Consider the following 23,390-nt stretch of genomic DNA (forward strand, 5'->3'; position numbering starts at 1 on the left):
CTTGTCCAAATTGGTTGCCCTAATATTATTCATCGGTTGAATATCAAAGCCTATATTTGAAAGATTTTTTTATAATATTTGGACTCTAGCAAAAAAAAGACGTGTCGGGAAGAATCATTATACAAATCACTTCCTGGGGGATAGCCATCCCCCATTCGAGTATAGGCTCGGTTACTTCTGCAACCCCGCAAACGCCGCGCGAATCTCCGCTTCCGGCAGTTGCACCCCGATAAATACCAGCACGCTGTGCGGTGTTTCCTCGCCCCACGGGCGGTCCCAGTCGGCGCTGTACAGGCGCTGTACGCCCTGGAACAGCAGGCGGTTCGGTTCGCCGTCAATCCACAGCATCCCTTTGTAACGCAATAATTTATCCGCAAAGTCGAGCAGCAGGTTTTCCATTACCCGTGAAACGTCGCTGATATCGACCGGGTAGTCGAGTTCCACCACAATCGATGAGATGTCGTTTTGCTTCTCGGCCATAAAATGGAAGCGCGGTTTGGGCTGGATAACGGTCTCTTCGAGCATAAAACCGTTGGTGTTGAACAGCTGCGCCAGGTCGATATCCCCGTGAATGACGGTGTAAATCGGTGCCCGGGCGTTGATGCGTGTCAGCCGTTCACGCAGCTTGTCGGTGTCGGTGGCGACGTCGGTTTTGGTCAGCAGAATGCGGTCCGCGTAGCCAACTTGTGACTGTGCCAGCGTGAACTGGTTCATCTGTTCATCGGCGTGAACGGCGTCCACCAGGGCAATCACCCCGTCGAGCAGGTAGCGTTCGCAGAGGATCTCGTGGGAGAAAAAGGTCTGCACGATCGGGCCGGGATCGGCCATGCCGGTGCATTCGATGACCAGTCGGTCGAATTCGATATCCCCGCGATCACGGGCGTCGAGTAAGTCCAGCAGCGCGTCTTCCAGCTCGTTGGATTTGCTGCAGCAGATGCAGCCGTTGGTCAGGGTTTTGATCTGCGTGGCGCGATCGCCAATCAGCTGGTCGTCTACCGAGACTTCACCGAACTCGTTTTCGATGACGGCGATTTTAAAACCGTGCTGCTCGTTGAGGATGTGGCGCAGCAGGGTGGTTTTGCCTGCGCCGAGAAAACCGGTCAGAAGTGTGACTGCAATCGGGGTCATGGTGTCTCCATTAACAGCAGCGCATGCCGCCTTCTCCACTGCCGCCGTAACGCGCCTGCTGGCGCTCGCGGAAGAATTCATCGTAGGTCATGTACGGCTTATCCGGATGATTGGTCTGCATGTGTTCGACGTAGTTGTCGTAGTCCGGGATGCCAATCAGCATCTTTGCCGCCTGACCGAGATATTTTTTGGCCTGCCCTAAGTTACCAAACATTGTGCCATCCAGAAATAAGAAGCCCGGCATTGCTGCGCTTGCCAGGCCTACAGGGTAGGTAGGGCGGGTAAGCTTGCGCCACCCGCCGTTTTTTTTTAATGATGTGAAGAGGTCTTCACGCCGCCTTCCGGCACCGGAACGTACGGGGTCTCTTTGTCGGTACGCGCGTCGATGGCGCGGGCCTTCATCCAGGTTTTAATCCCGTAGAAGATGATGCTGTAAACCACCACCAGGAACAGAATGCTCAGGCCCGCGTTGGTGTAGTTGTTCACCACAATATGGTTCATGTTAGCAATCTGCTGGGCGGTGAGGTCACTGCTGCCCGCGGCAATCTTATCTTTGTACTGGTTCGCCATGAAGAAGAAGCCTTCCAGCTGCGGGTTGGTGCTGAACAGTTTCAGACCAAGCGCCCAGGTGGTGCACAGCAGCAGCCACAGAGCCGGAACCACGGTGACCCAGATGTATTTGGTACGCTTCATTTTCACCAGCACGACGGTGCCGAGTACCAGCGCTACCGCAGCCAGCATCTGGTTAGAGATACCGAACAGCGGCCACAGGCTCTTCACGCCGCCCAGCGGATCAACCACGCCCTGATACAGCAGGTAGCCCCACAGGCCGACGCAGCCCGCAGTTCCCAGAATCCCGGCGACCAGAGAGTCGGTTTTTTTCAGGAACGGCACGAAGTTACCGAGCAAATCCTGCAGCATGAAGCGGCCCGCTCGGGTGCCTGCGTCCAGCGCGGTGAGGATGAACAGCGCTTCAAACAGGATCCCGAAGTGATACCAGAAGCCCATGTCGGCCCATGGCAGCACCTTGTGGAACACGTGTGCGATCCCGACGGCAAGCGTTGGTGCGCCACCGGCACGGTTCAGAACCGACGGTTCGCCGATGTCTTTCGCGGTCTGCATGATCTGCTCAGGCGAAATCACGAAGCCCCAGGAGCTGACGGTCGCTGCTGCGTGAACGCTGGCATCTTTCAGCTGTGCCATGATCATCGCCGCGTTGTCACCGCCCATCTCATGCAGGTTTGGCATGGTGATACCGAGACCTGCCGGTGGGGTGTTCATCGCGAAATAGAGGCCCGGTTCGATGATAGACGCCGCAACCAGCGCCATGATCGCCACGAAGGACTCCATCAGCATCGCGCCATAGCCAATCAGACGGGCATCTTTCTCATTCGCCAGCAGTTTCGGCGTGGTGCCGGAAGCGATCAGCGCATGGAAGCCAGACACCGCGCCACAGGCGATGGTGATGAACAGGAACGGGAACATCGCGCCTTTCCACAGCGGGCCAGTCCCGTCGATATACTGGGTCACGGCAGGCATTTTCAGTTCTGGGTTGAGGATAACGATCCCCAGCGCCAGGCCGACAATAACCCCGATTTTCAGGAAGGTGGCGAGGTAATCGCGTGGAGCCAGAATCAGCCACACTGGCAGTAGCGCAGAAACAAACGCGTAGCCAATCAGCGCGAAGGTGATGGTGGTGTCTTTAAAGGTCAGCGCCGGGCCCCAGTACGGGTCGTGGGCGATAACGCCACCGAACCAGATGGAGGCCACCAGCAGCACGATGCCGATAACCGATATCTCGCCCACGCGACCCGGGCGGATAAAGCGCATGTAAATACCCATAAACAGCGCGATCGGCACGGTGGAGCAGACGGTAAATACACCCCACGGGCTTTCGGCGAGGGCTTTCACCACGATAAGCGCCAGCACCGCCAGGATGATTATCATGATCAGGAAGCAGCCGAACAGGGCGATGGAGCCCGGTACGCGGCCCATTTCCTCTTTGACCATTTCACCGAGCGACGAACCGTTGCGGCGCGAGGAGATAAACAGCACCATAAAGTCCTGTACTGCCCCGGCCAGCACAACGCCTGCCAGCAGCCACAGGGTGCCGGGCAGGTAGCCCATTTGTGCCGCCAGTACCGGGCCGACCAGCGGGCCTGCTCCGGCAATCGCCGCAAAGTGGTGCCCGAACAGCACGTAGCGGTTGGTCGGGACGTAGTTGAGTCCGTCGTTGTTGATGACCGCAGGCGTGGCGCGCGTTTCATCGAGTTTCATCACCTTTTGGGCGATGTACAGGCTGTAGTAGCGATAGGCCACCAGATACACCGAGACCGAGGCGACCACGATCCACAGGGCGCTGACGTGTTCGCCGCGGCGCAGGGCAACCACCGACAGGCAGAATGCCCCGATGACCCCAATGATGACCCACGGCACATGCTTGAGAAGTTTTTTCATATCCATAGTTAAAAACCTGGCGTTATTAGAATGCGTTAAGTGTTTGTTGGAACGGCTTAATAGAGGTATTGATGCTGCGGCTATGGTGCCAGAGGTTCGCGCGCGCAGAATTGCGAAAATCGGTGAGCGGTTATATGCGCGGCTAAGCGGTCTTTTTAGGCGGTGAGCGGTTTGAGAGGGCGGGGAGTGGGGAGTAATATGTGATTGAGATCACAGTGAATTCCCCCTCACCCTGGGCGGGCGAGGGGCTGTCAGGGATCAGAACAACGTATCCAGCTCTTCGAGCACGCAATAGCTGTCGTCCACCAGCAGCAGGGTTTTCCACTTATCAAACGTCAGGCATGGGTGAGAGGTGCCGAATACCAGGATATCGCCGACCTGTACGTCGCTGCCCGCCGCCAGTTTCAGCATGCAGTGCTGGTCCATAATACCGGTGCTGGTGATGGCTCCAGGAGCAAGTGGCAACGCTTCGCCGTGACGGTAATGGGCGATGGGCTGCGGCAGCCCGGCGTCGAAGGCGCTGTCGCGCTTACCGATGTTCACTACGGCTCGCCCGGTTTCCGGCACCGATTGCACCATCGCCACCAGCTCCAGGGCAGAACTGAGGTCCCCCCCGAGATCGCAGGCTACGCGGTCGCGGGCTTTCAGCTGCTGCTGGGCCTCGTCATAAATCCCGGCATCGTGGGTGATGTAACACCCTGGACGGATAACAACCCGGCACTGCGGTGGTTTTTGCGCCGCCAGCCAGACGCTGCACACCACGTCATACCAGACGCTGCCCGCCCCGGTGAGGATGAACTCCCCGTCGACATAGCGGGCCATGTCACAGGCCAGCGCTGCGGCATCGCGCAGCAGGGCTTCGACTAACGGCTGCGGGTTTTCACCGTGCAGCACGCCTTCGTACAGCTCCAGCCCGCGCAGACGCAGGCCGGGCAGGTCGGCAACGATCTGCGCCAGCGCCAGCCCTTGTTCGGTGGTGCGACAACCGCAGCGTCCGCCGGGTACGCCCAGTTCCACCATCACATCCAGCACCTGATCCTGCGCGGCGAAGAAGGCAGACAGGGTGTTGGCATTCGCTTCGCTGTCAACGCAGCAGATAAAATCGGTGTCGCGATAGTGCTGTTTTAGCTGCGCCACCACCTGCATGTTGGCTTTGCCGACCAGTTGATTGACCATCAGCACGCGCTTCACGCCGCTGGCCAGTGCCGCACTGGCCTGCCAGGCGCTGCCCACACCAATCGCCCACGCGCCTGCGGCCTGCTGGGCCTGAAAAATCCACGGGGTCATGGTGGTTTTGCCATGCGGAGCCAGCGATACGCCGCGCGCGTCGGCATAGCGCTGCATCCATTGAATATTGTTTTCCAGGGCCGATTTTTTTATGACTGCCGCAGGCAAGCACACGTCTTCTGCCAGCACGTTGGCAGGGGAATAGAGGATCGCGGATTTGTGGGGGACAACCGTATCGGAGTGGTATTTCATTTCACGTTCCTTATCGGGTAGGCAAGATGTGATGTTTTGATATCAGTTATAAGCTCATGAAATAATAATGTATTTTATGTTTTATCTGCTTTTTATGAATAAAAGTATCATCTTTTAATGACTTCTTTGCGTAGTTTTTCACTGTTTTGGCGGCTTGTAAATGGTTAACTTATCCGCAGAACAGAATCAAAGTGAGGCGATATGAAGGTGGACTGGCTGTTTAAAAATGTCACCGTGGTGGACGGGAGCGGTGGCCCGCAATACCGCGCCGATGTGGCGGTCACGGACGAGCGGATTGTGGCGATTGCCCCAAGTCTGGAGGTCGAGGCGGCCCAGGTGGTCGAGGGCGAAGGTCGGGTACTGTCGCCGGGTTTTATCGACGTGCATACCCACGATGACATCAACGTCATCCGCATTCCGGAGTACCTGCCGAAAATCAGCCAGGGCATTACCACGGTGATTGTCGGCAACTGCGGGATCAGCGCCGCCACGGCGACGATGAAAGGTGAAGTGCCAGACCCGATGAACCTGCTGGGCGAAAAGCCGCAGTTTATCTACCCGACCGTGGAAGCTTATGCCCACGCGGTGGAACAGGCCCGCCCGGCGGTGAACGTTGGCACGCTGATTGGTCACACCGCCCTGCGCAATAACCATATGGACGACCTGTTCCGCACCGCGACCGAACAGGAAATTAGCGCCATGCGTGAACAGCTGCGCGAGGCCTTAAAGCAGGGCGCGCTCGGACTGAGCACCGGCCTGGCCTACGCCAGCGCCCATCAGGCATCGACCGAAGAGGTGATGGCGTTGGCGGAGGAACTGGCGGCGGAGAAGGGGATTTACACCACCCATTTGCGCTCTGAGTTTGAGCCGATTCTGGAGGCGCTCGACGAAGCGTTCCGCATCGGTCGCCACGGCAAGGTGCCGGTGGTGGTTTCGCACCACAAATGCGCCGGGGCGAAAAACTGGGGGCGGACGAAGGAGACTCTGGCATTCTTTGACCAGATGCGTCAGCACCAGGACATCTCCTGCGACTGCTACCCTTATTCGGCCAGCTCCTCGACGCTGGACATGAAACAGATAACCGATGAGTTCGACATTGTGATTACCTGGTCTGAGCCGCACCCGGAGATTGCCGGGCAGACGCTGCAACAGATTGCTGATGGCTGGCAGATGACGCTGCACGAGGCGGGCCAACGTCTGATGCCAGCGGGGGCCATTTATTACAACATGGACGAACAGGACGTGCGGCGGGTCATGCGCTATCCGGTGACGATGATCGGTTCCGACGGTTTACCCAATGATCCGATGCCGCACCCGCGTCTGTGGGGCGCGTTCCCGCGCGTGCTCGGCCATTACTGCCGCGATGAACAGCTGTTCCCGCTGACGCAGGCGGTGCACAAGATGACCGGAATGTCGGCCGCGCGTTTTCAGCTGGCGCAGCGCGGGCTGGTGAAAGTGGGTTACTACGCCGATCTGGTCCTGTTTGACCCGCAAACGGTGCGCGACGTGGCGAGCTTCTCCGACCCGAAACAACCGGCGGAGGGTATCGAGGCGGTGATGGTCAACGGCGTAATGAGTTATGGTAGTGATAAACGTATTATCGGACGGGCAGGGCGATTCCTGCGGCGTCAGGACAGCAATAAGGAGCGTGTATGAGCATTAAACGTTACGGCGTGGAAGGCGGAACCGGCACCGGAGGACAGCATCTGCCGTTCGCCCGGGCGGTGGAAGCCGGTGGCTGGCTGTATGTGTCCGGTCAGACGCCGATGAAAGACGGCGAAGTAGTGGAAGGCGGCATCGTCGATCAGTCCCGACTGGCGATTCAGAACTGCGTCGATATCATGACTGAAGCGGGCTACACCCTGGCTGACGTGGTGCACGTCAAAGTGATCCTCACCGATTCCCGCTATTTCCAGTCGTTTAACAAGGTATTCCGTGAGTTCTTCGGCGCCAACCCACCGGCGCGTATTTGTTGCGTGGCAGATCTTGTGGTCGACTGCAAAGTGGAAGTGGATGTGACCTGCTATAACGCCTCCCGGATTTAAGTAAATGGCCCCCGTAATAAGGGGGCTGAATAAAATATAAAAATGGTTATGCGGTACATTTTCTGAATGCTACCTGGAATCTCTTTTATCTGAGGGACGACTGGCTTCTGTACGCCTTTTTTCAGGTAACCCTTCACGTTAATACATAATATTGGGACGTGAGTTATGAATAATATGTCATTTCTGCTTTGGTTCGCCCTTTATGCCTGCGCGATGATTACGCTCGGCTGGTATGTTTCCCGCAAGCAAAAAACCGGCGACGATTTTCTGCTGGGCGGACGCTCGCTGCCGATGATCCTCACGCTGGGCTCAACGGTCGGCACCATGGTGGGGACCGGCTCCAGCGTAGGCGCGGTGGGCTTTGGGTATACCAACGGCTGGGCCGGAATGCTGTACGGTTTGGGCGGGGCGGTCGGGATCCTGCTGGTAGCGTGGCTATTTGCGCCCGTGCGTAAAATGCGCTTTATGACCATGAGCGAGGAAATGTGTTATTACACCGGCGGCAGCAAGATAATAAAAAATCTGGTGGCGGTGCTGATATTTATTGCCTCAATTGGCTGGCTGGGTGCCCATATATTGGGGGGCGGATTATATCTCGCATGGGCCAGCGGGATTGATATTAACGTCGCCAAAGTGATTATCGCCTTCGCCTTTATTGTTTATGTCGGGATTGGCGGTTATTCCGCGGTGGTATGGATAGATACTATTCAGTCTATTGTGCTGTTCGTCGGTTTTATTCTGATGGCGGTGCTGGCGGTGCATCACGTGGGCGGCTGGAGCCATATTCAGCAGGCGGTCGACCCGGCGGCGCAAAGCCTGTTTGCGGTCGATAAACTCGGCGTGCTGCCCGCTTTCTCGCTGGCGCTGGTGATTGCCGTCGGCGTGCTGGCGACGCCCTCTTATCGACAGCGGATCTATTCGGCGAAAACCGTCTCATCGGTTCGCCAGTCCTTTACCATCACCGGCCTGCTGTACCTGATGTTTTCATTCCTGCCTGCCATTATCGGGATGGCGGTCTGGACCATGAATCCCCAACTGGAAAACAGCGGGTTCGCCTTCCTGTTTGCCACCCAGGTTCTGCCCCCGGTGCTGGCGATGGCGGTGTTGATTGCCGGGATGTCGGCCAACATGTCGTCGGGCAGTTCGGATGCGATTGCCGCAGTGTCGATCATGCTACGTGACCTCTACACCCTTGTGACTGGTCATATGCCCGCGCCGGAAAAGGCGATCCGCACTTCGCGCTATTTCCTGGTGCTGGTGATTGCCCTGGCGTTGGTGTTTGCCCTGACCTCCAACGACATCATTAGCTACATCACCAAGATGATCTCAATGATCATGTCCGGGATGTTTATCTGCTCAATGCTGGGCCGTTTCTGGACGCGCTTCAACTGGCAGGGGGCCGTCGCAGCGCTGGCCGGAGGCGCGGGCGCGTCACTGGTGGTGCTGATGGACAGCAGCTGGATGGCGTTTTGGGGCAACCCGTGTCTGCCGTCGGTGCTGACCAGCCTGATGGCAGGCGTCGGCGTGACGCTGGTGACGCCTGCCAGCCGCGTGAGTCGCGAAGAGGCGTTGGCGATGATTACAGCCGAACGTGAAAGCCAGCCCGCAGCGCCGCCGCTGCCGATTGGCAAACGTAAAGCGACGGAGAGTTAAAGATGCAGACCTATATAGCCGTCGACTGGGGTTCGACCCATCTGCGCGCCTGGCATATTGAGCATGGTCAGTGCATCAACACCCTGAATCTGCCCTGCGGCGTGACGCAAATCGCCCCAGGGGAAGCCCCCGACGTGTTCACCCGCCACATTGCGCCGTGGCGTAAGGGCAGCGCGCTGCCGGTGGTGATGGCCGGAATGATTGGCAGTGATGCGGGCTGGCGAGCGGTGGACTATTTACCGTGCCCCCTGTCGCTGAATCACCTCGGCGAGCGGCTGTGCGAGGTGGCTGACAACGTCTGGATTGTGCCCGGCCTGAAGCAGGATTTGGACGGTGAATACAACGTGATGCGCGGGGAAGAAACCCAGCTGCGTGGGGCGGTGCAGTTGGCACCGGCCCATTGCTACGTGATGCCCGGCACCCACAGTAAGTGGGTCAGCGTTGAAGATGGGCAGGTAACACGGTTTGACACCGCGATGACCGGGGAACTGCACCACGTGCTGATGCAGCATTCGCTGATTGGCAAAGGGCTACCCAACCAGGTGCGTGATGATGCGGCGTTCCGCCATGGGCTGGAAACGGGGATGACTACGCCTTCGCTGGTCAATCGACTGTTCGCCACCCGCGCGGCCTGGGTGCTGGGCGCGTTGGCGAAAACGTCGGTCAATGATGCGTTGTCGGGGCTGTTAATCGGCGCGGAAGTGGCGACGCTCAGCCGTCAGTATCAGCCGCAGCAGGTGACTCTGGTGGCCAGTGAGGTTCTTACCCCGCTTTATCGGCAGGCCTTCGCTTGTCTCAATATCACGGTGGTGGAATGCGCCGCGCAAACGGCGTTCTTAGAAGGGATCAGGAGGATCAATGATGCACGATATTAAGCTGGTGGCGATCCTGCGCGGAGTTACGCCGCAGGAGGCCGCCGATCATATTGGGGTGCTGATCGAGGAAGGCTTTCGCTATATCGAGATCCCGCTCAACTCACCTGACTGGCAGCTCAGCATCCCGCAGGCGGTGGCGCAATTTGGCGAGCAGGCGATGATAGGGGCAGGCACGGTGCTGACCGTGGCGCAGGTGACGACGCTGGCGGAGGCTCGGGCCAGACTGGTGGTCACCCCGAATACGCAGCCGACGGTGATTCGTCACGCGGTCGACAACGGGATGCTGGTCTGTGCGGGGTGTGCCACTGCCACTGAAGCGTTTACCGCTTTGGAGGCCGGGGCGCAGTGGCTGAAAATTTTCCCGTCGTCGGCATTCGGTCCGGCCTACATTGCGGCATTGAAGGCGGTGTTACCGCCTGACGTGCCGGTGCTGGCGGTGGGAGGCATCACTCCCGACAACTTGGCCGACTATCTGGCGGCAGGGTGCGCGGGCGCAGGGTTGGGCAGCGACCTGTATCGCGCCGGGCAAAATGTGGCCCAGACGCGTGTGCAGGCCAGACGGTTTATGCAGGCCTGGCATGCGGCCCACGCCCCCGGGCATTAATCGCCCAGCGGCTGGCGGTCAACGCCGCCGCGATGGCTGTCCAGCACCAGCTTGATTCGGCGCATCCGGTCTTTGGCCTGCGCCTTGTTGGCCATTGCCAGTTCGGTGGCCAGCACGTCGACCATCGCCAGCATCGCGTAACGCGAGGTACTCGGCTTAAAGATGTAGTCGTTTTCGCGCACCAGCAGCGGCAGCACCAAATCGGCCAGTTTGGCCAGCGGGGTGTCTTCCGGCGTAATGGCGATCACCTTGGCGCCATACTGGCGAGCAATCGCCGCGCTTTCGCAGATTTCCGGGGTAAAGCCACCCAGTGACAGCGCCACCACCACATCCTGCGGGGCGACGGAGGAGCACATCATCCGTACCAGCAGACCGTCATTCTGGCTCACCACCGGCAGGCCGAGGCGAAACAGGCGATACTGCATTTCCTGAGCGCAAATTGTCGATCCGCCGCCCATACCGACTGCCAGGATCTGCCGGGCGTTGCTTAGCCAGCTCACCGCCTGGTTAAGGGCCGTGACGTCGAGCGCGCGACGGTTGGTTTCCAGCACGCTGATTATCGACTCGTAAATCCCCTGTACGCCCTCTAAGTCCGGCACATCAAGAATAAAGCGCTGCCCAACCGCCAAAGACTGCGCCAGTTTCAGCTTCAGTTCACGCACGTCTTTGCAGCCGAGCGCCCGGGCAAAACGGGTGACCGAGGCCTGGCTGGTGTGCGTCAAACGCGCCAGTTCGGCGATCGGTAATTCGGCGGCGCTGGCAACATCGTCAAGAATAAACTGGGCGATGCGCTTTTCCGTGGCGGTCAGGGACATAAAGCGGTCGGTGATGCAGGAGATGATGTCGATTGTCCAGGCCATACGCAGTACCAAAAAATTTAATAAGATTGGTACTTTGTACCACAAAATGCTGCCGAACGCTGAACTGCGCGCTTGTAGACGTAATATGGGGATAGCGCAAATGAAAATAGGGTTTTTTCGTGTGATCGCATGCGAATTTTCTTAAAGTTTTTCGTTTCCAGGCCGAATAAACGGTTAACTTCCCACTGGAAAAGAAAAAATGTTAAATCGCATAAAAATTGTCACCAGCCTCGTGCTGGTTTTGGTCATATTTGGCCTTTTGCAACTGACATCCGGCGGTCTGTTCTTCAACGCGTTGAAGCACGACAAAGAAAACTTCACCGTCCTGCAAACTATCCGCCAGCAGCAGGCCACGCTGAATGGCAGTTGGGTCTCCTTGCTGCAAACCCGTAACACCCTCAACCGGGCCGGGATCCGTTACATGATGGATCAAAACAATATCGGCAGTGGGGCGACGGTGGCGGATTTGATGCAGATCGCCAGCAAATCACTGGCTGACGCGGAGAAGCGCTGGACGGAATATGAAGCCCTGCCGCGCGATCCACGCCAGAGTGAAGCCTCGGCACTGGAGATCAAACGCAACTACGACATCTATCACGGTGCGCTGGCGGAGCTTATCCAGCTGCTCGGCGCGGGCAAGATCAACGACTTCTTCGATCAGCCGACTCAGGGCTATCAGGATGGTTTTGAGAAAGCCTACGTGAACTACTTCCAGCAAAACGATCATCTGTATGAGCTGGCGGTGGAAGATAACAACAGCTCTTACCACCAGGCGATTTGGGTATTGGTCAGTGTGCTGGTGGCGGTACTGGCGGTGATCGTGGTGGTCTGGCTTGGGATCCACAAAACGTTGATCCAGCCGCTGACGCGTGTGATCGACAGCATTCGTCATATCGCCGGGGGCGATCTGGTTAAGCCTATCGATGTGCACGGCAGCAACGAAATGGGCCAGTTGGCCGATTCCCTGCGCCATATGCAGAGCGAACTGGTGCGTACCGTGGGCGAAGTGCGTAACGGCGCGGACGCGATTTACAGCGGTGCCAGCGAGATTGCGATGGGCAACAACGATCTCTCATCCCGTACCGAGCAGCAGGCCGCTTCCCTGGAAGAAACTGCCGCCAGTATGGAAGAGCTGACCGCGACGGTGAAACAGAACGCCGAAAACGCCCGTCAGGCGAGCCATCTGGCGCTGAGTGCGTCAGAAACTGCGCAGAAGGGCGGCAAAGTAGTGGATAACGTGGTGCAGACGATGCGCGACATTACCAGCAGTTCGCAGAAAATTGCCGATATCATCAGCGTTATCGACGGTATTGCCTTCCAGACCAACATTTTGGCGCTGAACGCCGCGGTTGAAGCTGCCCGTGCGGGTGAGCAGGGGCGCGGGTTTGCGGTCGTTGCCGGTGAAGTCCGTAACCTGGCGCAGCGCAGCGCCCAGGCTGCCCGTGAAATTAAGAGCCTGATTGAAGACTCGGTCAGCCGCGTCGATATCGGTTCTACGCTGGTGGAAAGCGCAGGCGAAACCATGGATGAAATCGTCAATGCGGTGACTCGCGTGACCGATATCATGGGTGAAATCGCCTCGGCGTCTGACGAGCAGAGTCGCGGTATTGACCAGGTCGGTCTGGCCGTCGCCGAGATGGATCGTGTGACCCAGCAGAACGCCTCGCTGGTAGAGGAATCCGCGTCTGCGGCAGCCGCTCTCGAAGAGCAGGCCAGCCGTTTGACGCAGGCGGTGGCGGTGTTCCGTATTCAGCAGTCGCAGATGGCGGCGAAGCGTGATGCATCCGCCCCGAAATCCAGTGCTCCGGTTCAGACGCTGCGTAAATCTGCGGCCACTGAAAACGGTGAGAACTGGGAAACCTTCTGATAAGCAAAGGCCCGGCGGTCTGCCGGGCCTGGAACATCTTACTCTACAACATCTTAACCTTCTGATTTCACCACTTTGATTTCCACCATTCCAATCCCCAGCTGACGCGGTGAGTGACCGAGAATGTTGCCCTCGTTGGTGGTCTGCGGGTCCGGCGGCACGATGGTCAGCAGATTGCTGCTGGTCGGGTTGTCGAAATGCAGTGTGGTGGTGGTGACCTCATTGCCGAGAGTCAGCGTCTGCTCGCTGTTGCCGACGCGGACCGGAATCGGCTTGTTAGCATTCGGACCAAAAGCTTTGGCGGTGATCACCAGGTCGAATTTCTGCGGCAGCGGATCTTTGTATTCAATTTTCACTTCATTGGCGAGCTGCGCGTTAGACCAGCGGCCCCAGGTTTCCGGGCGTGAAATGCCGCTGAACTGTTTGACCTCTTCCGGTGCCCCGGCGACGTTAAAGATGAAGCTGTCGGCCTTGTAGCGAATGTCGTTGTCGACAATTTTCAGGGTATCGACGTTGCCTTTATAACGCTCCATATCGACGAGGGTATCTTTGAACGCGGCTTTGCCTTTCCACTGCGCTTTATCGACATGCTGCACGGTTTGCTGGCCGCCAAGCTGACCCTGCGACACGCACCAGTCGGTCGACAGCGCCAGTTCCGGCGCCCACAGCTGGGCCATTTTGTAGCAGCGATCTATCCACATGAAGTTGTCGCGCGGGGCGAAATCCGCCAGTTGGTAACGCAGTGGGGCGGAGTATTCACTTTCCGGCAGCGGCTCGACGCGGTTGTCCGACACGCGCAGCAGCAGCGGCAGGCGGAAGTGCGACCCGGAGAAGGCGATCATCCCTTTCTTCTCGTCGATAGTGAAATCCTTGATAGATTTCGGGAAGTTCCACAGACGAATGATATCCGGCTTCCACGCCAGCACTTTCTCTTTCATGTTGAGGAACACTTCCGCCAGCGACTGCCCGGAAAGGCTGCTGCGACCGAGGCCGATAAAGTTGTCGCCGCCGAGAATATCGAGCACCGTAGCGCCGTTATCCAGGGTGCTGCGCTTTACGCCCATCACTTCCTGCTGCGGCTGGTCGCCGCGAATAACGAAGAACAGATTGCTGCGATCCTGTTTGTTGAGGTAATCCCAGGCGGTATTTTTCATCGCCAGATGGTCTGAAGAGACCACGATAACCGTGTCTTTAAAGTACGGCGAGGCTTTGATTTTTTCGATAAGTGCCGCCACGTGCTCCTGGCTACAGGTGACCGCGCTGAATGACTGGTTGGTTTTACCGCCGATATCATACTTTTTACGGTCGCAGGTCCGCGAGATAAAGCCGTCCGGATGATGCGTGTCGACGGTCAGGGTAAACAGCGAGAAACGCTGGCCCGATTGGGAGAGTTCCTGGTACTTTTTCCATACTTCATCAAGCACGGTATCGTCGTAGAAACCCCAGTCGTTACGGTAGGTCGGGTCTGCGACGGTCGTTTTCAACTCTTCCGCGCCGTACAGGTGATCAAAGCCGTGCGATTGCAGGAACACGTCTTTCCCGGCGAAACGCAGGTTAGCACCCTGCATAAAGTAGTTCTGGTAGCCGGAGTTTTTCAGGATATCGCCAAGGCAAATGTTCTGCGGGAAGAAGCTCGATACCGAGGCCGAAGCGTTGCCTTCAAACGGCGCGAACAGCGGAATGCCGCACTGCGAGGCGACCATCCCGGCGATGGTGTAGTCGGTGCCCGGCAGTTGCATTGTATGGCTGAAATCAATGCTTTCGTCTTTTAGCTTGCCCAGTTCCGGGGTCAGGTTCGGGAAGGCATTGTTATCAAAATAGGTCCGCTCGAGGCTTTCACCGTAGATATACACCAGGTTCAGCTTCGGGTTGGGGATGCTTTTCGCCGGCTCTTTGTAATAGGCCGCAAAATCCGGATCGCCGTCGCGGGACTGGGATTTCACCAGCTCGGTTATCTGGCGAAACGCCGGGCTGGCGTCCACCGAGGCGAGTGCCAGCCCCAGCGCCAGCACGCTGTAACCCAAATGATGAGGATGATGGCGACGACGGCGCAGTACCCAGCCGAGCCCACCGAAAACCAGGATCAGCGCCAGCACCAGGCCCACGCCGGGAAGAATGTATTTGCCAACGCCCGCACCGGTCAGACTGTTGGTGAGGGTGTAGAGCACCGCGTCGTTGATGCCGTCGCCGGTGAAATAGTTACTGGCGTAGAGCGTCAGGTTCAGGACCACAAAAAGGCCGAGCACCGTCAGGATGGAAGCAAACCACCAGGTATTACGCCCCGCTTTCCATGCATAAATCACCACAGAAGCGAGAAACAGAGCAATAGAGACAAGCTCGGACACAGCACATCCTCAGTCACACTGGTCATCCGCTGACCAGCCACAATTTTTGGCCCTACACTGTAATTGCAGTGCAATATTGCTGCAATTGTAGCGTCATTAAATTGTGCGTGGATACAGATTTGGTTTAGATATGCGGTTTTTTTAACCCGCTCACATCCTGTGTGGGCGGGTTCTGAGGCGGGATTAAGAGATGAATTTTGTGCCTTGTTTGAGTACCAGATCGCAAGCCTTGGTTTTAACTTGTTTTCCTAACTCGGAATCGCCCAGCGTGCTGAGGTTCAGCTGTTGGCCATTCTGCGCATTCAGCAGACCCTGAATACCGTCCATATAGTTGGTATCCGCTTTCTGCTCGGTGGCGGTGTCGAGGCCCAGTTTATCCAGCACCTGATTTTTAACGTTGTCGGCGCTGGTCACGGAGGTCAGCTTCTGGTTAGCACAGTAGCTGAGGATACCCGCGGCGTTGTTCATGTTGTCAGCGCTCAGCGCTTTACCGCTGCCGTTCAGCAGGCTGGTTAATGACGAGAGTGAGGTCCCGCCCTGCGAAGACGTTGAGCCGCTCAATTCGCTGGCAGCGCTGGAAAGGGTGTCGCTAAGAGAAATAGCAAAAGTGCTGGTGGAAAGCAGTGCGCTGGTTAGCGCGACGGTGCAAAGAAGGCGTTTAGCTGTTTTCATAGGTTCGACTCAGTTGGCAGAAACTCCGCCAGTATAGCGCTGGCAGAGTTCGGAATGGTCTCAATACTCTTTGCCGGTGACGCGGCTGCGGTAGCTGTCCCAGTTGAAGATCACCCACAGGCTGTTACCCAGGCGCATCCTGTCCATCACGCGTTCGCCCAACAGCTTGTTCATGTCTTCCATGTTGCTGTTGGTGAGCATCCCGGTCGGGCGTTTAGACGACGAACGGCGGTCAACAATCTGGTTGATGATCACTTTCTCGTAGCGCGATTCGGTCTGGACGCCAATCTCGTCGATCACCAGCAGGTCCACGTTGCTCAGGTCGTTGAGCAGTTGTTCTTCAGTGGTTTCGCGGTTGGTAAAGGTATCTTTCATGGCGGACATGATGTCGGCCACGGTGATGATTAGCACCGATTTTCCGCGCAGCAGCAGTTCGTTGCAGATGGCTGCCGCCAGGTGGTTTTTACCGGTGCCCGGCTTGCCGGAAAAGATGAAGCTTGCGATGTTGCCATCAAACTCATCAACGTACTGACGCGCTTTCGACAGGGCGTTCATCTGCCCGTCGCACTCCACGCGGTAGTTATCAAACGAACAGTTCTGGTGCAGCGGACGAATGCCGGAGCGGTTAAAGGTACGCTGCATTTTCATCGCCCGGTTTTCACGTTCCAGCGCGGCAGAGCGCAGCTGTCCCTGTTCCTTTTGCCAGGCCAGCAGTTCTTCGCCTGTTTTAAAGGCCGGTTCGACGTGTTTCGGCATCATTTTTTGCAGGCGCTGCATCAGATCACCAACATTTTTCATCATTAACCTCGAAAACCCGGGGGAATTTGATTATCAGGCTCGGAGAGCGTGTTGAGATCGCGTCTCGGCTGTCCGCCGTTACTGGCCCGGCCAATTTGCAGGCTGCGCGCCAGTTTCTGCTGCCACTGTACGTGGTGAAATACTTTGCCTTCCGCCTGCCAGTAAGCGGTAAAGGAAGCCAGTTCTTCCGGCGTGGCGGGCTGGGTGAGCGCGATACCCCACAGGGCGGCCATGCGCTGGAAATCCGCATCTGGCTGCCAGTCGGGGTACATGGCGAATTTCCCCATCGGCACCGCCACAGGCACGGCCTGTGGCTCATCGAAGAACTGCCCATCCAGCGTGACATCGCTGCCCGGACGGGCGAGCTTCGCTTCAAGCTCCAGCAACTGCTCCAGACGCGCAGGCGCAATCGCATAAAACGCCGGAGCGTTATTGGCAAACACCGCCACGGCACCGTTATCGGCTTTGTTTAATACGCCATCCGGATCGTGCAGAAACGCATCAATCCCGATGACGCTGGACGTCAGAATTCTGGAAGACATGGTGATTACTCAAGCAAAACGATGAGACGTATAACATGGGCAGATAGTAGCACAGACCCGCGTGCAGGAGGAGATGCCCGGCGCGCGGCTCAGACGCGGGGGCGTTTGCGGTACAGCCACAGGCCGGGGATCGATAACCCGACCGACAGGGCGCCCACAATCGAGGTGGCTTTGAGGAAATTCTCCAGCAGGGTCATCATCAGCGCGTCGCTGTAGCCGACGTGGCTGATTTTCACTGCCGAGATCATCGCGGTATAGGCTGATATGCCGGGAAACATCGGTATAACGGCGGCGACGGTAAAAATTTTGGGGTGCGCCAGATACCAGCGTGACCATTGGATCCCAATGCTGCCGACCAGCATGGAGGCAATAAACGTCGACCACTCGATGTTCATTCCGGCCATCATCATCACCATCCGCGAGCTGTGGCCGACGGCCCCGAGCAGCGCACACCAGCGAAGCGCCCGTTGCGGGACATTAAACACCATGGCAAAGCCGACGGCGGGGATTGCCGACAGTATAAGGTCCTGGAGCAACGCCTGCAGGAAATCGATTATGCCCATCCGCGCAGCCCCCATAACGTCATCGCCATTACCACACCAATGCAGGTCGCCAGGGTTAACAGGCTGGCGATGGCCCAGCGGGCGAGCCCGGTATTGATATGACCTTTGAACATATCGGCGACGGCGTTAATCAGCGGAAAGCCCGGCACCAGCAGCAGGACGCTGGCGGCCATCGCGACCGTTGAGGTTTGTTGGAAGGCGGGCAGGCGCAGCATCAGCCCGGAGACGGTGGTGGCGACAAAGGCGGTGATGCAGAAATTGATTTGTGGGTGCAGCGAACGATGGGTGAGTAACTGGCGAATGTACATGGCAATCGTACTGGCGCACAGCGTCACAAATGCGCCATCCCACCCGCCTTTATTGAGCTTACAAAAACAGGCGCAGGAGAGCCCCACCATGGTCACCACCAGCCAGCGCGGATAGCGCAGCGGTTTTATTTGCGTAAAACGTTTCTCGGCGTCTTTCGCATCCAGCAATTTGTGTTCAGCCATGATGACGATGTGCTGCACCTCGGTCACCACGTGCATGTTGATCCCGCGATCGTTGTTCTTGCGGGTCGTGGTCAGGCATTGACCCTCTTTTAGGGTGGTTAACACAATGGCGTTGGAGGAAATGGCGCTCTCCACGCCGTCCATCCCAAGCGCTAAGCCCAGACGGGTGGAGAGCTCGTCCACCAGCGCGCTTTCGGCTCCGTGTTGCAGCAGCAGCAGGGCGCACTGAATGCATAACCGCGTGACGGTTCGTTGCTCTGCTTGATTTGCGTCCATATCCATCCGGTCTTCACACATCAATACCCTTACCCATGCCCTGTTTTACCTGAAGCCCTTGCCTGGCATGGCCTGACGAGATCAAACATTGCGCACAAGGTGGCCTGACAACGTGCATTTTTTGAACTGTGCCACAGTTTTGCAAGATCGTTCAAAAGTGCAGGTTTTGCACGATTTATGCCCTTCTTTTTCCGCGCCGGGTTATCAAAAATGCAATAAGACACTTTATAGATACAAAAAATAAACAAATAATTAACCATCGGGAGCGAAACCATGAAAACGCAGGTCGCTATTATTGGCGCAGGGCCGTCAGGGCTGTTGCTGGGTCAGCTGTTACACAACGCCGGAATCGCCACGGTAGTTCTCGAGCGCCAGACGCCGGAATACGTTCTGGGCCGTATTCGGGCGGGGATCCTGGAAAGCGGCACCGTCAGCCTGCTGCGCGAGGCGGGCGTCTCCCGGCGTATGGATGCCGAAGGCCTGGTGCATCACGGGGTGGAGTTTCTGTTTGATGGGGTGCGTATTCCGGTTCCGCTCAGCGAACTGACGGAAGGTAAAAGCGTGATGGTATACGGCCAGACCGAAGTGACCCGGGACCTGATGGAAGCCCGTGCCAGCAGCGGGGCAACGATTATCTACGGCGTGAGCAACGTGCAGCTCCATGACATGAAGACGGATAAACCCGCGGTGACCTTTGAGAAAGACGGAGAAGCATGTCGGCTTCAGTGCGATTTCATTGCCGGGTGCGATGGTTTTCACGGGGTTTCGCGTCAGGCCATCCCGAAATCGGTCCTGCGGGAATATGAAAGCGTCTGGCCTTTTGGCTGGCTGGGGCTGTTGGCCGATACCCCGCCGGTCAATCCGGAGCTTATCTACGCGCATCATGAACGCGGATTTGTTTTGTGTAGTCAGCGCTCACTAACCAGAAGCCGCTACTATTTGCAGGTGCCGCTTACCGATAACGTTGAGGCGTGGAGCGACGAACGCTTCTGGCAGGAGCTGAAATGCCGCCTACCGTCAGAATTGGCGAATAAGTTAGTGACTGGTCACTCACTGGAAAAGAGCATCGCCCCACTGCGCAGTTATGTGGTCGAGCCGATGCAGTATGGCAGGCTGTTTTTAGTCGGGGACGCGGCGCATATCGTTCCCCCTACCGGGGCCAAAGGGCTCAATCTTGCCGCCTCCGATGTGAACTATCTCTGGAAGGTACTCTGTCAGTTTTACCACCACGGGCGTGAAGACTTGCTTGCCAGCTACTCGTCGTTTGCCCTGAATCGGGTGTGGAAGGGCGAACGTTTTAGCTGGTTTATGACCCATCTGCTGCACGATTTTCAGGATAAGAGCCCGTTCGACCGGAAAATGCAGGAGGCCGATCGCCGCTACTATTTAGGTTCACGGGCAGGGCTTACGACCATCGCCGAAAACTACGTGGGCCTGCCCTACGAAACCGTCCGTTAATTTACCCTTTGCAGGAGAGGTTATGGTGCAGCACAGTTCAATTCCCGTGTTTAAACTGTACGGCGAGCAGCGCGACTGGCCGACGCCGGAGCTGCTGCACTGTGAGTCCATTCATCAGCGCAGCAGCCTGTATGAGTGGCATATTCGTGTGCATCAGCATGTGGAATTGGTGCAGCTGTTGTATCTGCACAAAGGGGAGGCCTGGATCGAAATCGAAGGTGAAACGCGGGTGGTGAAAGAGGCCTCTATTCAGGTGGTGCCCTCGCTGTGCGTACACGGCTTTCGGTTTTCACCCGGTACTCAGGGGTATGTGTTGTCGCTCGCACTCCCGCTGCTCAGCCGCTTCGAAAATCAGTTTGGTCGTCAGCTTGCGGTACTCAACCAACCGCATTGCGTCAGCGTCAAGGGGTCCCGGGCGCATATCCGTACCTTGTTTTCCACGCTGCTGGAGGAGTACCAGCAGAACAATGATGCCCGAGAATTGATGCTGCATGCCATGCTCAGCGCATTGTTGGTATGGATCAATCGTCAATGTCAGTACGTGACGCCAGCAGAAGGCCGGACTGAGCGACGCCGGGCGGTGATGCAGCAGTTTGCCAGACTGATCGAAAGCCACTATCGTGAGCATCTTCAGATGTCCGAATATGCACACGCCGTAGGGCTGTCGGTGACGCATTTAAATTATTTATGCCGGGAGTTTCACAACTGTAGTGCGCTGAATGTGTTACATCAACGCTTAATGCTTGAGGCAAAACGCAGCCTGCAATACACCAGTATATCGATAACACAACTCTCTGATTATTTAGGTTTTAGCGATGCGACCTATTTTTCGCGTTTTTTTCGTCGCTACGCTGGCCTTCCGCCAAAATTATTCAGACAAAAAATGAATGATATTAAACATATCTAACTTATATATTAAGCTGTATTAATTAACAAGGATATATCCCGACGAGCACTTGGCGTATTTATTTTGATTATGTTATTCTGAAAAGGTTATTTTATGCGTTAATTGCCCCTCATCGATAATTGCGAACACTCCTCTCGCGGTTTAAATGAAAGGAAAAGGGCTCGGAATAATTCAAATCATGAATTGTTAAATGATATATATAACATACATGAATGATTCTGCAATATAATCTGCATCATAAAAGGGACGTGTTATGCTCGCGGGATTAAAAAAGTGTGGCGTGATAATCAGTAGTATCCCCATTGTTCGCGCTGGTCTGATGGCTGTCATGACGGATAATTTTCCAGACTATGAGATAAGCTGTCATCAAAGTGTCGATGAACTCACGCTTCTGGAGTTGCGCCGTGCCAATCTGATTGTTTGCGATCTCTTTGGCGAGCGTTCGCACGGTAAAGCGCTTTGTGAGCAATATTATTCATTAATGACGCAGCATAAAGAGGTGCGTTGGATATTTATGGTCAGCCAGGCGAATTACGCGCTGGCCGTTGAGTATTTATTACGCCCGGAAAGCACATTACTTTCCGATGCAGAACCTCTCCCTCAGGTTATTGCCGCTATTCGCGATCAGGGTAAAGAGGCGAACCGCATCAGCGCGTCGCTTACCACGCCCGAAACCGATGCATTCCTTTTGCCGCCAGGCATTAAAACCTCTTTATCTCTCTCTGAACGTCAGGTATTGCGATTGCTGGCCAAAGGCTGGGGCGTAAACCAAATTGCCATGCTGCTGCGCAAAAGTAATAAGACTATTAGTGCACAGAAAAATAGTGCCATGCGCCGTCTGATGCTACGGGGTAATGCGGAGCTGTACGCCTGGCTCAATAGCGCTCAGGGAATGAAGGAGTTGAATCTCCAACCTGTATGGGGAGAGCCGATACAATGGAAAAGTGCACCGCAAATAGACACGTTGCAGTCGTTGAAAACTGTCTAATGACGAAGCTGGGCCTGCGCCAGCTCTTTTCCTGCTGTAGCGGTACGCCGTATCAGCTCGATGCCTTTAAGGACAGTGGGGATTGGTTTTCCCGGCGTGCGCATCGCCGCCCTTACGACATTGTGATTTACTCTGTGGCGGTGACCCGACAATCTCGTCAGCACAGTATTTATTTCCTGACCCATCTCGCGCGAAAACAGCCTGATGCCGTTAGGGTGTTGCTTGCTGATGATGAAGGGCAGGGTAAACTAATTCATCATTTACTGCCGATTCCGTTGCACGCGGTGTTATGTAAATCGTCTTCGGTTGAGAAGCTCCGCCTGCAATTAAACGCGTTAATGCAACAGAAAGAGTCGTTAAGCAGACCCTATAAGACTCTCAGCTGTCGTTCCGGCTCCGGAGGGCTGAGTCCAACCGAGCGTGCCATTCTCGATTATATGGGCAAAGGGTTGTCTATTCCTGAGATTGCCGTTCAGATGGCTCGCAACGCGAAAACGATTCGCACGCATAAGTTTAATGCGATGAATAAGTTGGGCGTGAGAACGGACACTGGCCTGCTCTGTGCAGCAGATGTCTTGCGCTATCTGCCGCCAGAGTCTATGGGCGCGGGATGTTGAGGCGAACGTCCGGCTGAACTTCAGAGGCAGACGTCAATCCAGGTGGCGTCTGTCAGTTCGGCTAAACGTTCCGGGGAGATGCGCACCGCGCTGTGAGTTGCTCCGGCTGCCGGTAACACTTCGTCAAAGCCCCTCAACGAAACGTCGCAATACACGGTTAGCGGGTTTTCAAGGCCAAACGGGCAGACGCCACCGACCGGATGGCCCGTCCAGGTCACCACTTCATCACAGCTCAGCATTCTGGCTTTAGCACCGAAAGCCGATTTCAGCTTTTTGTTATCCAGACGTGCATCGCCTTTTGCCACGACCAGAATGACTTCATCTTTTACCTTCAAGGACAGCGTTTTGGCTATCTGTCCCGGCGCAACATTGTGTGCCGCAGCGGCCAGTGCCACCGTCGCAGTGCTCTGATTTAGTTCTATAATTTCGATATCGGGGGCACGGTCAGCGAAAAATTGCCGCACGGTTTGCAAACTCATAGTTCTCTCCTGATATAAACGAAATTAATCTGTCACAAGCGATTGATGCTGTAAATAAGAGGATGAGAATTCCCGGCATTTCATGGATTTCTCGATCCCCTTCACATTCACTGCAACCGGTTACAGTAACCGGTTGCAGAAGTCCGTCGTGGCGATTAATACTGAATGCGTAACTTCCTCTGTATCGCTAAAAAAATAAGAGCCGTGTATGAAATGTATCTTTATCTGCTGTAGTACGGGCCAATCCCCCGGCGTGGTAGTCAACACACAGTTCGAGATTGCACAT

22 protein-coding genes are annotated in these 23,390 nt (G+C 56.3%); 10 read left to right on the plus strand and 12 right to left on the minus strand.

Annotated features, from left to right (window positions below; all coding sequences use genetic code 11):
• Nucleotides 1–171: 171 nt before the first annotated feature.
• From yjiA to ACG0Z5_RS02145, 4 genes are all read right to left on the minus strand, one after another.
• Nucleotides 172–1,128 (minus strand): GTPase, encoded by a 957-nt coding sequence (gene yjiA / locus ACG0Z5_RS02130; RefSeq protein ID WP_394445104.1) that lies wholly within the window; start codon nt 1,126–1,128, stop codon nt 172–174.
• A 10-nt stretch (nt 1,129–1,138) separates the two neighbouring features.
• Complete coding sequence (locus ACG0Z5_RS02135) at nt 1,139–1,342, minus strand: YbdD/YjiX family protein (protein ID WP_319628319.1); 204 nt, start codon at nt 1,340–1,342, stop codon at nt 1,139–1,141.
• A 95-nt stretch (nt 1,343–1,437) separates the two neighbouring features.
• Nucleotides 1,438–3,591 (minus strand): carbon starvation CstA family protein, encoded by a 2,154-nt coding sequence (locus ACG0Z5_RS02140; protein WP_394445105.1) that lies wholly within the window; start codon nt 3,589–3,591, stop codon nt 1,438–1,440.
• A gap of 252 nt (nt 3,592–3,843) precedes the next feature.
• Nucleotides 3,844–5,064: an amino acid deaminase gene (locus ACG0Z5_RS02145; RefSeq protein WP_394445106.1), complete on the minus strand. Its 1,221-nt coding sequence runs from the start codon at nt 5,062–5,064 to the stop codon at nt 3,844–3,846.
• 201 nt (nt 5,065–5,265) lie between these two features.
• Between ACG0Z5_RS02145 and ACG0Z5_RS02150 the strand changes: the two genes are divergently transcribed.
• The 5 genes from ACG0Z5_RS02150 to ACG0Z5_RS02170 all read left to right on the plus strand — a co-directional run bounded on the left by ACG0Z5_RS02150 (nt 5,266) and on the right by ACG0Z5_RS02170 (nt 10,241).
• Nucleotides 5,266–6,720: an N-acyl-D-amino-acid deacylase family protein gene (locus tag ACG0Z5_RS02150; RefSeq protein ID WP_394445107.1), complete on the plus strand. Its 1,455-nt coding sequence runs from the start codon at nt 5,266–5,268 to the stop codon at nt 6,718–6,720.
• Nucleotides 6,717–7,109 (plus strand): RidA family protein, encoded by a 393-nt coding sequence (locus ACG0Z5_RS02155; protein ID WP_394445108.1) that lies wholly within the window; start codon nt 6,717–6,719, stop codon nt 7,107–7,109. The genes ACG0Z5_RS02150 and ACG0Z5_RS02155 overlap by 4 nt, the downstream gene beginning before the upstream one ends.
• A gap of 165 nt (nt 7,110–7,274) precedes the next feature.
• Complete coding sequence (locus tag ACG0Z5_RS02160; RefSeq protein ID WP_394445109.1) at nt 7,275–8,762, plus strand: sodium:solute symporter family protein; 1,488 nt, start codon at nt 7,275–7,277, stop codon at nt 8,760–8,762.
• Nucleotides 8,763–8,764: 2 nt separating this feature from the next.
• Nucleotides 8,765–9,637, plus strand: coding sequence for a 2-dehydro-3-deoxygalactonokinase (locus ACG0Z5_RS02165; protein ID WP_394445110.1), 873 nt, complete (start codon nt 8,765–8,767; stop codon nt 9,635–9,637).
• The gene (locus ACG0Z5_RS02170) at nt 9,624–10,241 is read left to right on the plus strand and encodes a 2-dehydro-3-deoxy-6-phosphogalactonate aldolase (RefSeq protein WP_394445318.1); all 618 of its coding nucleotides are present in this window, start codon (nt 9,624–9,626) and stop codon (nt 10,239–10,241) included. Before ACG0Z5_RS02165 ends, ACG0Z5_RS02170 begins: the two co-directional genes overlap by 14 nt.
• Here the strand turns inward: ACG0Z5_RS02170 and ACG0Z5_RS02175 are convergent.
• Complete coding sequence (locus ACG0Z5_RS02175) at nt 10,238–11,101, minus strand: MurR/RpiR family transcriptional regulator (RefSeq protein WP_394445111.1); 864 nt, start codon at nt 11,099–11,101, stop codon at nt 10,238–10,240. The two genes, ACG0Z5_RS02170 and ACG0Z5_RS02175, sit on opposite strands and share 4 nt — an antisense overlap.
• 199 nt (nt 11,102–11,300) lie before the next feature.
• Here ACG0Z5_RS02175 and tsr point away from each other — a divergent pair, with 199 nt between their 5' ends.
• Nucleotides 11,301–12,968 (plus strand): methyl-accepting chemotaxis protein, encoded by a 1,668-nt coding sequence (gene tsr / locus ACG0Z5_RS02180; protein ID WP_394445112.1) that lies wholly within the window; start codon nt 11,301–11,303, stop codon nt 12,966–12,968.
• 53 nt (nt 12,969–13,021) lie between these two features.
• Here tsr and opgB read toward each other — a convergent pair whose 3' ends face one another.
• From opgB to ACG0Z5_RS02210, 6 genes are all read right to left on the minus strand, one after another.
• Complete coding sequence (opgB, locus tag ACG0Z5_RS02185) at nt 13,022–15,313, minus strand: phosphatidylglycerol--membrane-oligosaccharide glycerophosphotransferase (RefSeq protein WP_394445113.1); 2,292 nt, start codon at nt 15,311–15,313, stop codon at nt 13,022–13,024.
• Nucleotides 15,314–15,496: 183 nt separating this feature from the next.
• Nucleotides 15,497–15,985 (minus strand): DUF2501 domain-containing protein, encoded by a 489-nt coding sequence (locus ACG0Z5_RS02190; RefSeq protein ID WP_394445114.1) that lies wholly within the window; start codon nt 15,983–15,985, stop codon nt 15,497–15,499.
• 60 nt (nt 15,986–16,045) lie between these two features.
• Complete coding sequence (gene dnaC / locus ACG0Z5_RS02195; RefSeq protein WP_394445319.1) at nt 16,046–16,783, minus strand: DNA replication protein DnaC; 738 nt, start codon at nt 16,781–16,783, stop codon at nt 16,046–16,048.
• A 2-nt stretch (nt 16,784–16,785) separates the two neighbouring features.
• On the minus strand, nt 16,786–17,325 hold the full coding sequence (gene dnaT, locus ACG0Z5_RS02200) for a primosomal protein DnaT (RefSeq protein ID WP_319628307.1): 540 nt from the start codon (nt 17,323–17,325) through the stop codon (nt 16,786–16,788).
• Between the two features lie 89 nt (nt 17,326–17,414).
• Nucleotides 17,415–17,888, minus strand: a complete 474-nt coding sequence (locus tag ACG0Z5_RS02205) for a threonine/serine exporter (protein ID WP_319628306.1) — start codon at nt 17,886–17,888, stop codon at nt 17,415–17,417.
• Nucleotides 17,879–18,655, minus strand: coding sequence for a threonine/serine exporter ThrE family protein (locus tag ACG0Z5_RS02210; RefSeq protein WP_394445115.1), 777 nt, complete (start codon nt 18,653–18,655; stop codon nt 17,879–17,881). Before ACG0Z5_RS02210 ends, ACG0Z5_RS02205 begins: the two co-directional genes overlap by 10 nt.
• 273 nt (nt 18,656–18,928) lie before the next feature.
• Here ACG0Z5_RS02210 and pobA point away from each other — a divergent pair, with 273 nt between their 5' ends.
• From pobA to bglJ, 4 genes are all read left to right on the plus strand, one after another.
• Complete coding sequence (gene pobA, locus ACG0Z5_RS02215; RefSeq protein WP_394445116.1) at nt 18,929–20,113, plus strand: 4-hydroxybenzoate 3-monooxygenase; 1,185 nt, start codon at nt 18,929–18,931, stop codon at nt 20,111–20,113.
• A 22-nt stretch (nt 20,114–20,135) separates the two neighbouring features.
• Nucleotides 20,136–21,020, plus strand: a complete 885-nt coding sequence (locus ACG0Z5_RS02220) for a helix-turn-helix domain-containing protein (protein ID WP_394445117.1) — start codon at nt 20,136–20,138, stop codon at nt 21,018–21,020.
• A gap of 253 nt (nt 21,021–21,273) precedes the next feature.
• Nucleotides 21,274–22,008, plus strand: coding sequence for a LuxR C-terminal-related transcriptional regulator (locus tag ACG0Z5_RS02225; RefSeq protein ID WP_394445118.1), 735 nt, complete (start codon nt 21,274–21,276; stop codon nt 22,006–22,008).
• Nucleotides 22,008–22,625, plus strand: coding sequence for a DNA-binding transcriptional activator BglJ (gene bglJ / locus ACG0Z5_RS02230; RefSeq protein ID WP_394445119.1), 618 nt, complete (start codon nt 22,008–22,010; stop codon nt 22,623–22,625). Before ACG0Z5_RS02225 ends, bglJ begins: the two co-directional genes overlap by 1 nt.
• A gap of 20 nt (nt 22,626–22,645) precedes the next feature.
• Here the strand turns inward: bglJ and ACG0Z5_RS02235 are convergent, their stop codons facing one another.
• Nucleotides 22,646–23,104 (minus strand): YbaK/EbsC family protein, encoded by a 459-nt coding sequence (locus ACG0Z5_RS02235; RefSeq protein ID WP_394445120.1) that lies wholly within the window; start codon nt 23,102–23,104, stop codon nt 22,646–22,648.
• Nucleotides 23,105–23,390 lie beyond the last annotated feature (286 nt).

This window comes from Scandinavium sp. M-37 (genome assembly GCF_043558715.1).
GTDB lineage: Bacteria > Pseudomonadota > Gammaproteobacteria > Enterobacterales > Enterobacteriaceae > Scandinavium > Scandinavium vulneris_A.